General features: G+C 60.6%; 12 protein-coding genes. 11 read left to right on the forward strand and 1 reads right to left on the reverse strand.

Annotated elements, in window-relative coordinates; translation table 11 throughout:
• Window positions 1–170 precede the first annotated feature (170 nt).
• The 11 genes from ACWNZ3_RS21835 (at window position 171) to ACWNZ3_RS21885 (ending at window position 11455) form a co-directional block, all read left to right on the forward strand.
• Complete coding sequence (locus ACWNZ3_RS21835; protein ID WP_496902351.1) at window positions 171–911, forward strand: IclR family transcriptional regulator domain-containing protein; 741 nt, start codon at window positions 171–173, stop codon at window positions 909–911.
• Window positions 912–1020: 109 nt separating this feature from the next.
• Entirely contained in the window at window positions 1021–1569 is a 549-nt protein-coding gene (locus ACWNZ3_RS21840; protein WP_496902352.1) for a TRAP transporter small permease, read from the forward strand.
• Window positions 1570–1580: 11 nt separating this feature from the next.
• The gene (locus ACWNZ3_RS21845) at window positions 1581–2867 is read left to right on the forward strand and encodes a TRAP transporter large permease (RefSeq protein ID WP_496902353.1); all 1287 of its coding nucleotides are present in this window, start codon (window positions 1581–1583) and stop codon (window positions 2865–2867) included.
• A gap of 258 nt (window positions 2868–3125) precedes the next feature.
• On the forward strand, window positions 3126–4154 hold the full coding sequence (locus ACWNZ3_RS21850; RefSeq protein ID WP_496902354.1) for a TRAP transporter substrate-binding protein: 1029 nt from the start codon (window positions 3126–3128) through the stop codon (window positions 4152–4154).
• 281 nt (window positions 4155–4435) lie between these two features.
• A complete protein-coding gene (locus tag ACWNZ3_RS21855; protein ID WP_496902355.1) occupies window positions 4436–5314 on the forward strand; it encodes a beta-keto acid cleavage family enzyme in 879 nt (292 codons plus the stop codon).
• A gap of 9 nt (window positions 5315–5323) precedes the next feature.
• Complete coding sequence (locus ACWNZ3_RS21860) at window positions 5324–5950, forward strand: glutathione S-transferase family protein (protein ID WP_496902356.1); 627 nt, start codon at window positions 5324–5326, stop codon at window positions 5948–5950.
• 202 nt (window positions 5951–6152) lie between these two features.
• Window positions 6153–7766, forward strand: a complete 1614-nt coding sequence (locus ACWNZ3_RS21865) for a bifunctional 3-(3-hydroxy-phenyl)propionate/3-hydroxycinnamic acid hydroxylase (protein ID WP_496902357.1) — start codon at window positions 6153–6155, stop codon at window positions 7764–7766.
• A gap of 51 nt (window positions 7767–7817) precedes the next feature.
• Window positions 7818–8351, forward strand: a complete 534-nt coding sequence (locus ACWNZ3_RS21870; protein WP_496902358.1) for a TRAP transporter small permease — start codon at window positions 7818–7820, stop codon at window positions 8349–8351.
• A gap of 27 nt (window positions 8352–8378) precedes the next feature.
• A complete protein-coding gene (locus ACWNZ3_RS21875; RefSeq protein WP_496902359.1) occupies window positions 8379–9680 on the forward strand; it encodes a TRAP transporter large permease in 1302 nt (433 codons plus the stop codon).
• 90 nt (window positions 9681–9770) lie between these two features.
• Window positions 9771–10778, forward strand: a complete 1008-nt coding sequence (locus ACWNZ3_RS21880) for a TRAP transporter substrate-binding protein (RefSeq protein WP_496902360.1) — start codon at window positions 9771–9773, stop codon at window positions 10776–10778.
• Window positions 10779–10843: 65 nt separating this feature from the next.
• Window positions 10844–11455, forward strand: a complete 612-nt coding sequence (locus ACWNZ3_RS21885) for a nuclear transport factor 2 family protein (protein ID WP_496902361.1) — start codon at window positions 10844–10846, stop codon at window positions 11453–11455.
• Here ACWNZ3_RS21885 and ACWNZ3_RS21890 read toward each other — a convergent pair.
• On the reverse strand, window positions 11452–12192 hold the full coding sequence (locus ACWNZ3_RS21890; RefSeq protein ID WP_496902362.1) for a helix-turn-helix domain-containing protein: 741 nt from the start codon (window positions 12190–12192) through the stop codon (window positions 11452–11454). The two genes, ACWNZ3_RS21885 and ACWNZ3_RS21890, sit on opposite strands and share 4 nt — an antisense overlap.
• Window positions 12193–12246: the final 54 nt, after the last annotated feature.

Consider the following 12246-nt stretch of genomic DNA (forward strand, 5'->3'; position numbering starts at 1 on the left):
CCGCAGCCTTGCAATGCGACAGTTGCATTGACCCTTTGGGTACTCTCGATGCTGCGACAGGTGCGCAACCTGGCCATTTGCGAAGGTCGGAAAAGAGGAGAGAGCCGATTTCGGAATCGTCCATCAGGGCACTACAGCGGGGCATCTCCGTCCTGCAGGCGCTCAACCAGTTGAATGGTGCGCGACCGGCGGACATCGCTACGGTCACGGAGATTCCGCGTCCTTCGGTCTATCGGCTGCTCAAGACCCTGGAAGAGATGGGGCTGGTCTCGAAGGACCATTTCTCGAACCGGTGGCGGCCTACGCTTCATGTCAAATCGCTGTCGTCCGGTTACCGGGACGAAGACTGGGTCTGCCAGATCGCCGTGCCGCATATGGTCGAACTGGGGCGCGATGTCTTGTGGCCTGTCGATCTGGCAGCCTTTCGCAATCACCAGATGGAGGTTCGGGAATCCACGCATCAGATCAGCCCCTATTCCGTCAACCACGGCATGGTCGGACGGCAGATGCCTCTGCTGGAGACCGCAAGCGGGCGTGCGATGCTTGCCTTCATGCCCGAAGACCAGCGACGCGCCCTGCTGAGCCATGTGACAGAGGTGACCGGCATGCAGGAACCTTTCGTCATGAAGGATGGTGCCTTGCCGGTGATCCTGGCGCGTACACGCGAATTGGGGGTCGGCTATCGCAAGGGTGATTTCACCCCCGAGACCGCCAGCATCTCTGCCCCGATCTGGTATGAGGACCGGATCCTGGCATGTCTGACCCTGATCTGGTCCACCAGATCCATGTCCTTCGAGCGGAGCCTGGAACTGTATCGCGGCAAGTTGCTGCGCACGGCGGACGCGATCTCGCGCGATCTGGTCGATAAACTGTCATCGGAAGAAATAGCCGAGCTACACGCGTCCGGCTGAAGATCCGGCCACAACGTTCACCAGGCGAACACCCGGCAAATCAACCTCATGTCTGCCTGCAGTTCCCCGTAAGGTTCGCGGACGAGACAATGCCTTGGGGTGGGGTTCTTTGCACAGATTTGATGAATTGATGCGCCGGGGGGCCAGCTGGCTTGCCCTGATCGGATTTGCCGGGCTGGTCGTGCTGGCCAGCATGACGACATTGGATGCGCTGTTGCGATCCTTCTTTTCGGCGCCGATCCAGGGCGTCAACGATGTCTCTGCCGTGGTCATGGCGGTGGTGATCGCCAGCTGCATTCCCGCCAACCTCGCCGAGCGCAAGAACATCTCGGTCGAGGTTCTGGGTGGCGTCCTGGGAGTCCGGCCGAACCGCTGGCTGCGGCTGCTGTCCAGCCTGGTCGTGCTGATCTTCATCGCGGCGATGGCATGGCAATTTGTACCCTTCACCCAAGGCCTGCATGACAGCAATCGCAGGACATGGGTGTTGGCCTGGACGGTCTGGCCATGGTGGGGGGCCGCGACGATGTTCCTTGTCTATGCCACCGTCATCCAGTTTTCCAACGTCGTGCATGACGTGCTGGATCTGATCCGGGGCACTGACGCGGGCCTGCGCCCGTCGCCCAAGGTCTCGACATTGCCCGGCGAGGAACACCGTTGATGGATCCGACAATGATCGCCCTTTTCGGTGTCCTCGGCATGTTTGCCCTGATTGCGCTGCATGTGCCCATCGGCGTGTCGATGGCGCTTGTCGGGGTGGCCGGTTTTGCGTCAATCGCGGGATGGGGACCCGCGATCCAGTTGCTGGCATCGGAACCGGCCGCGACCATGGCGAACCTCGATCTTGCGGTCGTCCCTCTGTTCATGCTGATGGGCAGTCTTGCGGCGATTGGCGGGCTGGCGAAGGACATCTTCGCCACGGCAGAGGCGCTGGTCGGGCACCGACCGGGCGGATTGGCGGCGACCACCATCGTCGCGAGCGCAGGCTTCGGGGCGGTCTGCGGATCATCTGTCGCCACCACCGCCACTTTTGGCCGGGTCGCCTTGCCTGAGATGATCGACCGCGGTTATGGCAAGGGCATCTCGGCGGGAACCGTGGCGGCGGGCGGCACGCTTGGCATCATCGTGCCGCCGTCCAGCATCATGATCCTCTACGGCGTGCTGACCGAGGAATCGGTGCTTAAACTGTTCACCGCGGCGATCATTCCCGCGATCCTCTCGGTCTCGCTTTATCTGGTCGCCATTGCAATCGTGGCGCGGCGCAATCCCGACGCCATGCCGGGGTCGGCCCGCCTGCCATTGCGCGACAGGCTGCGCGCCATCGGGCGGTCCTGGGGCGCGATCACCCTGGCGGTGATCGTTCTGGGCGGCATCTATTCCGGTGTCTTCACGGTGAACGAAGCGGCGGCAGTCGGCGTGGTCTTTGCCCTGATGTTCGCATTGGGCCGCGGCACCCTGAACCGTGACAGCTTTGTCGCCGTGCTGTCAGAGGCAAGCGTGGCGACCGTGATGATCTATGTGATCGTCTTCGGCGCGATGATCTTTTCCTACTTTGTCAGCCTGAGCGGGGTCAGCGCGGAAATCATGGGCATCATCAACGGGCTTGGCCTGCCACCGTTGGGGGTGATTTTTCTGCTGGTGTTGATGTATCTGGTGCTGGGGGCATTCTTTGACGAAGTGGCGGCGGTGGTGGTTACCCTGCCATTCGTGCTGCCGATCATACTGTCGCTGGGTTACGATCCGATCTGGTGGGGCATCCTGAACGTGGCGCTGATCGGCGTGGGCATGCTGACACCGCCCATCGGGATCAACGTGATGTTGTTGAATTCCATGCGCGCTGACATCCCGCTGGCTGCGATCTATCGCGGTATCTTCGCCTTCTTTCTTGCCGATTGTCTGCGGATCGCGGTTCTGGTGCTGTTTCCGCAGGTTACATTGTGGTTGCCCAGCGTGATGTGACCGGAGCGGCAGGCCAGTGGCCCGCTGTTCGTCAAAACTGAACTGCTGCCGCGCCTTGGTGGCGGACGCAAGTTCACCTGCCCGGCAACACCCCATTATCAGCAGGCGAACAGTTTGGCTTTTGACATTGTTTGGACCCGTTCGGCCCATAGCCTGAAACCTGGAAATGGGGCCGGATCAGATTTGATGTCGGCCTTCCGCAGGGCGGTTCCTCTGATGGGGCCGCGACGGAGTTGTTTCCGGCATAGGGAGGACAATATGCTCAAGAAACTGAAGATGACAAAGACGCTGCTTGGATGCGGCGCGGCCTTTTTGATATCTCTTGCGGGGCAGGGGGCATCGGCGCAGGAAAATCTGCGGTTCACCACCAGCGTACCCGCGCAATCATTCATCTATGCCGATATTCTGTCGGTCTGGGCCGACCGGGTTGTTGCGGATTCCGAAGGAACGCTGACGATCCAGATGTTCCCGGCCGGGACGCTTGGCCGTGACCCTGCAACGCATCTGGACATGGTGCGTGGTGGCACTGCGGATATCGCCTATGTCGTACCAGGCTATACACCGGGTGCGATGAACGAAGCGACACTACTGGAGCTGCCAAACCTGGTGCCGGACGCGCTGCATGGCTCCCTCGCCGCGACGAAGATGGTCGAAGACGGTTTGTGGCAGGGCGAAGGGATGGAGCCGGTAAAGATTCTGGGCATGTTCTCGACCGCGCCGGGCCTGTTGTCCACGACCCGGAAAATCGAAACCCTGGAAGAGGTCAGGGATTTGAAACTGCGCGGTGCGGGTCCGACCTTGCTGGCCAGCATTACGGCGCTTGGTGCGACACCGATTGGCGGGATCACTGCGCCGCAGATCGCCGAAGGTCTTTCGCGGGGGCTGATTGACGGTTCGATCAATGAATGGGTCGCACTGACGATTTTCGGCATCGCGGAGGCCGCAAAGTTTCACCTGGATGTAAACCTTGGGTCCTCGCCGATCATGGTCGTGATCAATCGCGAAAAATATGACAGTCTGCCCGAAGCGGCGCGCGCCGCCATCGACAAGAACTCGGGCCCCGCCTTTGCAAAGCTGTTTGGCGAAGCATTCGATGCGTGGATCGAAAAGTTCCGGACAGCCGCGATGCAGGACGACAGCCGCGTGTTCACGCAACTGTCGGATGCGGAGCAGGCCAAGTGGGACGCGCAGCTTCAGACGGTGACTGATGGCTGGATTGCCGATCATCCGAATGGTCAGGCACTCTACGATGCCTATGTCGCGGCATTGAAAGACGTTCAGAACTGAAACCATTGGTCTGACAAAAGGGGCGGCGGTCGAAACTGCCGCCCCTTACAGGCGTGCTGCTGGTCGGCCCGGTTGCCAGCGCGAAGATGACCGCCAGAAATGGGCTGTTCCAGCAAGCGGAAGTTTCAACGCCAGGGCGCAACAACAGTTGAGCAGGGCTCTCGAAGGATAGCGCCTTCGCGCCATCCGCCGTCCGCCAGACGAACAGTCTCGGGCTTTTGCTGTCCTTGACCCATTTGTTGCCAGACAATCGCGATACCTGTTTTTCCGGAGGCACGCGATTGGCATCTCTCTTCCTGACATCAGCTTTGCTGGGTAACTTTTCATCGCGAGCGCAGAACGCAAATCTGCCCATCACGCCCGCTGAAATTGCACGAGATGCGCTGGCATCCGCAGAGGCGGGGGCCGCCATCGTGCATATTCACGTGCGCGACCCAGAGACTGAACTGCCCTCCATGGAAACGGCTCTTTACCGGGAAGTCGTTGACCGCATTCGTGACAAGAATGACGAATTGATCATTAACCTGACCACCGGCAATGGCGGGCGCTACGATCCGTCGGCCGAAAACCCCGCCATCGCCGGGCCCAAGACCAATCTGCTTTTGCCCGATGACAGGGTGCAGCATGTTCTGGCCATCAAGCCCGACATCGCCACACTGGACCTGAACACCATGGTTTTCGGCGAGGAGGTGGTGATCAACACCCTGTCGTCGATCCGGCGCATGGGCACACTGATTCAGCAGGCCGGCGTGCGGCCCGAGATCGAGCTGTTCGACAGCGGTGATGTGGCGATCCTGAACACGCTGATGGCCGAGCAGTTCTTCGAGAAACCGCCGCTGTGTTCCATCGTGATGGGGGTCAAGTTCGGCTTCGTGCCGCTGCCGGAAACGCTTTTGTACGCGCGCGGTCTTTTGCCGGGCAATGCGATCTGGACGGGGTTTGGCACCGGCGCGATGGCCTTTCCCATGGTGGCGCAGTCGGCCCTGATGGGTGGAAACATACGTATCGGAATGGAGGATGCCGTCTGGCTGGAGAAAGGTGTGAAGGCACCATCCAACCGCGCGATGGTAGAGAAAGCAGCAAGGATCGTGCGCGAACTGGGCTTTGAACTGGAAACACCAAAACAGGTCCGGGCGCGCCTGGGTCTATTGGGTCTATAGGGGCTGTTTATGCTGACATTCTATCATTCACCGCAAAGCTGCTCCAACGGTATCCTGCTCTTGCTGCACGAGGTCGGCGCCGCATTCGAGACCAGGATCATCGACCTGCGTGCCGGCGATCAGCGGCGTGCGGAATATCTGGCCCAGAACACCAAGGGCAAGGTTCCAGCCCTTGGGCTTCCGGACGGATCGGTTCTGACGGAATTTCCTGCAATCGCCATGTGGCTTGCCGACAGCTTTCCCGAAGCGGGCCTGGCCCCTGAGAGCGCGATCAAACGCGCGAGGATATCGGAGTTGCTGGATTACATCGTCGGAACTGTCCACATGCGCGGTTTCACCTTTGACAAGATGCCGCAGAAATTTCTCTCCGATCCGGCAGGGCAGGCGACGCTAAGGGCGCATGGCCGTGCGGAAGTTGCCAGGGGTCTTGGGTTTCTGTCCAACGCGCTTGGAAATTCGGCCTTTCTGCTTGGTGACTTCAGCGCAGCGGATGCGGCCCTTTTCTACGTGCTCGACTGGGCGGAGCAGGACGGTGGATATGACCTGCCTGCCAATCTTGAAAGGTGTCTGGCCCGGATCAGGGCACGCCCCGCCTGTCTTGCGGCGGCGCCTCTTTTGAGACGCCCGCAAGGTTGAAATGCCGATGAACATGATCAGGACCACTCAGCCGCCTCAGGGCGGCTTTTTGCGTGGCAGGGTAAAACTGGCGCGCAAATCCTGCGCGGACCCGGGGCTGTCCGCCCTGTGAACAGCCTGGGGCAAGTCATGGACGCCGCACGCACCCGCACGTCACAACAAGACAGATTGTGAAGCAAGTAAGACACCGAAAGGCCCGCCGATGCCCGCCTACCCCAAAGATATTCCGGTCGTCATTGTTGGCGCGGGCCCGACGGGCCTGACAGCGGCCAACCTGCTTTCCGTCTATGGGGTCGACTGTGTTGTTCTCGAAAAAACCGCAGGCCCGATGAACCTGCCGCGCGCTATCGTCATTGATGATGAGGGCGCGCGCACCATGCAGGTTTTCGGGCTGGACAAGACCTATCTCAAGGACACGATGGAAGGCGACGGCTCGCGGTACTATGACGATCTGGGCAATTGCTTTGCCGAGACAGGCAAAGGGCCGCGCAACCTCGGTTTTGCCAAGCGACAGTTCTTTTTCCAGCCCGAGCTTGAAGCGGCACTGCGCGATGTATCGGCGCAAACGGCCCCTGGCACGCTGCATTTCGGCGCCGAGGTGACAGATGTGCACACCGCCGCTGACCACGCGGTAGTGACCCTGCGCGACGCCAAGGGGAACAGCCATCAGATCCGCACCCAATGGGTGCTGGCCTGTGACGGCGGGCGCAGCCCGATCCGCGAGCGGTTGGGCATCGCGATGTCCGGCAACACCTATGAGGAAGACTGGATCGTCGTGGATACGGTGAACGATCCCGACACCACCTTGTACTCAAAGTTCTTTTGCAGCGGTTCGCGCCCGACGGTCAGTGTCCCTGCACCCCATGGCGGGCGGCGCTACGAATTCATGCTGCAACCCGGCGAGACCCGCGAGCAAGTGTTGCAGGACGGGTTCCTTGAAGGGCTGATGGCCCCCTACCGGCCTTTCAGGACCGAAGATATTCTGCGCAAGACCGTTTACACTTTCCATGCCCGCATGGCCGAGCAGTTCCAAGCGGGGCGCATTCTGTTGATGGGGGATGCGGCGCATCTGACACCGCCCTTTGCCGGTCAGGGCATGAACGCAGGCCTGCGTGACGCGCACAATGTGGCCTGGAAACTGGCCGCGATCCTGCGCGGCGGTGCCAGCGTAAAAATCTTGCAAAGCTACGAGGCCGAGCGGCGCAAGCCCGCCTGGGACATGATTCAGCTGGCCGTGGCGATGGGCAGCATCGTGATGCCGGCCGGGCGCGACCAGATCATGTTCCGCGACCTGATGATGCAGGCGCTTGAACCCTTTCCGGCTGTGAAAGACTGGCTGGTGCACATGCGGTTCAAACCCAAACCAAGGTATCTTGAAGGTTTGTTTCTGGATCTGGATGCCCCCCTGTTCGAGGGTTCGCTGGTGGGCGAGATGATCCCCCAGCCCGAGGTGCGGCAAGGCAATAAGGTTCAGTTGCTGGACGATGTCACCGGGCCGGGCTTTTGCCTGATCGCGCAATGCGCGGCTGGCACAAGGGCGCTGGCAGCGCTGAAGCAGGACAGGCTGCTGGGACTGCCGTTGACCAAGATCACACTGGACACATTGGGTGGCGGAGATCCGGCGGCTCTGTGCCCTGTCGATCCTCAGGCCATCCGCCCGTTTCTGACCCACCGCGACCAGATCATGCTGGTCCGGCCCGACCGGTATTGCGCCGCGGCATTCTTTCCCGAGGCGCTCAAGGGTGCGCTGGAACGCTACACCGCGCAGCTGACACGCACAGAGACGACAGTGCAGGCCGCCGACATGACGGCCTGAAGAACAGCGGCCATGTGCCGACACAGACATTGCGAGGGAGGAGGAGACCCAATGCAGATCATCTGGAAAAGGTCAAAGGCGCTGGCCCGCGTGCTGGCCCTGGTCGGTTTCACCGGCCTGCTGGTGCTGGCGTTGATGACAACCTCGGATGTGCTGATGCGCTGGTTGTTCAAGGCCCCGCTTCAGGGCGTGAACGATGTCAGTTCGGTTGTCATGGCGGTGGTCATCTCGGCCTGTATCCCCGCCAACCTGGCGATGAAACAGAACATCCGTGTCGAAGTTTTCGGCGCGGTGGCGGGGCGTCGCACGAAGGCTTTGCTCGAAGTGTTTTCAAGTGCACTGACCCTTGTTCTGATCGCCCTGATGGCCTGGCAATTCCTCGATTATGTCGGCTCGCTCAAGGTGAACGGCGACCGCACATGGGTGCTGGGCTGGCAGGTTTGGCCATGGTGGGCCGTCGCGACGGTGATGCTTTGGCTGGCGGCCTTCGTGCAGGCGATGGTTCTGATCATCGACCTTGCATCCCTGTTTGACGGCACCGACAGCGGCGCGGCTTTGCGCAACGACCCTTCTTCCCAGCTCTGACCGGACAAAGACCTAAAGGAAACGAATATGGATCCTCTTGTTATTGCCGTGATTGGCTGCGCCGCGATGATGGGGCTGATACTGCTCCATGTGCCGATTGGCATCTCCATGGCACTTGTCGGCGTTGTGGGCTTTGCCCAGGTCGCGGGCTGGGGGCCTGCGATTTCGCTGCTGGCCAGCGAACCGGCGTCGGCCATGGGCTCGCTGGATCTGGCGGTGATCCCGCTGTTCATGCTGATGGGCAGCCTTGCGGCGGCGGGCGGGCTGGCCTCTGATGTCTATGACATGGCCAATGCGCTGTTCGGCCACCGCCGGGGCGGGTTGGCAACAACCACCGTGGTGGCCAGCGCAGGCTTTGGCGCGATCTGCGGGTCGGGGGTGGCGACAACAGCCACCTTCGGGCGGGTTGCCATGCCCGAGATGCTGACACGCGGCTATGATCCGTCGCTGGCCTCGGGGGCCGTCGCTGCGGGGGGCACACTGGGTATTATCGTACCGCCCTCTGCGATGATGATCCTCTATTCGGTGCTGACCGAGCAATCGGTGCTGCAATTGTTCACCGCCGCGATCATCCCTGCGCTGCTGGCGGTTCTGTTTTATGCCGTTGCCGTTCAGGTGACCGTGATGCGCAGGTCCGAAAGCGCACCGCGATCGGACAAGCTGCCGTTCAAGGATCGTTTGGCTGCGATCGGGCGCGCCTGGGGTGTGATCCTGCTGGCAGTTGTTGTGCTGGGAGGCATCTATTCCGGCATCTTTACCGTGAACGAAGCCGCGGCCATCGGTGTTGTCATCGCTTTCCTCTTTGCGCTGCTGCGTCGCAGGCTGGACCGTGCCACATTCCTGCGCGTGATGGCCGAGGCCAGCGGGTCCACCGCGATGATCTACATCATGGTTTTCGGGGCAACGATCTTTTCCTATTTCATCTCGGTCACCGGGGGCGCGTCGTTTCTTGTCGGGGTAATCTCGGAGGCTTCGGTCCAGCCTTTGATGGTGATCTTCGGCATATTGCTGCTCTACATTTTCCTGGGTGCGTTCTTTGACGAGGTCGCAGCGATGGTCATCACGCTGCCTTTCGTTATCCCCGTGATCCAGGGGCTGGGCTACGATCTGGTCTGGTGGGGCATCATCAACGTGGTGGTGATCGGTATCGGCATGATCACCCCGCCCATCGGTATCAACGTAATGCTGCTGAACGTGATGTACCGCGATGTCAGAATAACCACGATCTACCGCGGCATCGTGCCGTTTCTTGTCGCTGATCTGTTGCGCCTGACCATTCTGGTGCTGTTTCCCGCGCTCACGCTCTGGCTGCCCGGCATCATGGGGTAATCATCCTGTCCGCCAAGCGGACAGCTTTGGCTGGACAGTCGAGCAAATGATCCTTCAGCGCCACAGTGAGTTCATAAAAGGGAGGATACCATGAAACTAAGAGATTTCCTGATCGCGACTGTTACAACCTTCGCATTCGGCACAACCGCCACCGCCGAGATCCTGCGGTTTTCCAGCTTTGAGCCGCCGGTCGCGCATGTCACCAAGAACATCCTGACGCCATGGGCGGAAAAGGTGAATGCCGCTTCGGAAGGCACGCTGGATATCCAGATGTTTCCAGGCGGCACATTGGGGCGCAACCCCGCGCAGCAGCTCAAGCTGGTGGAAGACGGCGTGGCAGACATCGCCTGGGTGATCCCCGGCTATACGCCCGGACGCTTTGACCAGGGCACCATCGGCGAGCTGCCGTTTCTGGTGCCAAATGGCACTGTCGGTTCTGAAGCGATGTGGTCGGTGTACGAACAGGGGCTGCTTACCGGCGACTATGAAAAGTTCAAGCTGATCGGGGTCATGACCTCCTTTCCCAATGCCGTGGCCAGCACGGTTGAAGTGCGCACGCCTGCCGACATGAAGGGCCTGAACTTTCGCGCGCCCGGGCCGACCATGCTGGGCGCAATCAACGCATTGGGCGCGGTGCCCGTGGGCGGGATCACCGGACCGGGTCTGGCAGAGGCGATCAGCCGTGGCCTGATCGCGGGGACATTCACCCAATATGGCGCGATCGAGACGTTCCGCGTGGGTGAGACGGTAAGCTATTATCTGGACATGCCCCTGGGGGCGACGCCAATGCTGATCGTGATGAACCAGGCCAAGTTCGACAGCCTTCCGGACAAGGCCAAGGCCGCCATCGACCAGTATTCGGGCAAGGTGTTCTCGGAAGAATTTGGCAAATCCTTCGACCAATACGTCGGCGAAGCCCGCGAACGGGTCCTGGCCGCAAACGACATCACGGAGATCGAACCGGATGAAGCCCTGACGCAGCAATGGAAAGACGCGCTGTCAGTTTCCACAACCGAATGGATTGCTGGCCACGAGAATGGTCAGGTCCTCTATGACGCGTTCGTTGCAGCCATCGACAAGGCCTCTGCCGCCAATTGATACCCTGTTCCGGCGCCGACAATGCCGTTGGCGCCGGATTGTTCTCTTAAACATGGCGTCGTGCAATGGATGAGACAAAGGACATCACCGAGATTGCCCAGCTGATCCAGAAGTGGGGTCTCTGCCGCGATCAGGGGCGCTGGGACGATCTGAAAGCAACCTTCACCCCGGGCGGCACGATCTTTGTCACATGGTTTCGGGGCTGGTTCGCGGATTTTGTCGAAGCCTCGCAAAAAATGCATGTGCCTGCCGCGCCACGGGTCAAACACCTGATCGCGCTGCCCGTCGTTCAGGTCCAGGGGAACCGGGCGGTGGCTGAAACCAATGTCCAGATCCTCGGGCGGTTCGCCGTTGCGCAGACCCAAGTGGACTATACCAGCCATGCGCGGTTTGTGGATCGGCTGGTGCGCACGGCCGATGGATGGCGCATTCACGCACGCGTCGCGATCTATGAGAAAGACCGGTTTGATCCGGTCGTCCCCGGTGCCGCATTCAACGATTTCATGAAGCGGACCGATTTTTCCAAAGTACCCGAACCCTATCGCTATCTGGGTTACCGTCTGCTGTCAGCGGGCCGGCCATTGCAGGACGGCATCATCTGCGACGGCACACCCGAAGCGGCGGCGTTGATCCGGAATGCGCAGCACTGGGTATTGAAAGGCGGCTGTGCGGATTAGTCCGGCACATCAAGCTGTTCAAGCGCATCGGTGATCCCCCTGGCGGTCGCCAAAAGCTTGTCGCGGTACTGATCCAGCGCCTTTTCAAAACTCAGCGCGCTGCTGGTCCAGATCACGGTCAGACAGGCCAGAACCCGCGGTCCGCTATAGATCGGGGCGGAGATGCTTTGGGTGCTCAGCCTGTAGCCTTCCTTGCGATAACCCACACCCAATGTACGGCACCTGTCCAGCACATGCATCAATGGCCCGTCTTGCAACATCACCGGATTTTGCAGGCCCAGCTTGGCCCGAAGACCCGCCAGGGTTTGCGCGCGTTCCTCTTCGCGCGAAAAGGCCAGATAGGCCCGTCCGCCCGCGGTATCCAGCACCGGCAATTGCACCCCGACCATGCCGTGATCAATGGAATAGGGGCTGATGTTATGTGTCGATTCCCGGATTTCCATCTGGTGATCGTTAAAGGTCACCAGATCGAGCGGCCAGAGGATCTCCCGCCCCAGCCGCACCATCTCGGGCACGGCGGCTTGCGTGACCCAATCCTCATGGCGGAACCCCGAACTCAGCGATTTTGCCTGCAGGGTCGGGCGCCATTTCTCTGACGAATGATCGCGGCTGACAAAACCCAGGCCCTCCAGGGTTTCCAGCAGCCTGTACACCGTGGGGCGCGGAATGGATGTGGCGGCTGCAACCTCTGCCGCTTTCAGGCCGTTGCGCCGGTTCAATGTCTGAAGGATGAGCAATCCCCGCTCAAGCGACCGGACAGATCCAAAATTTGAAATGTGCTTTCTCCCGAT

Source organism: Sulfitobacter sp. IGS-18 (assembly GCF_059628195.1).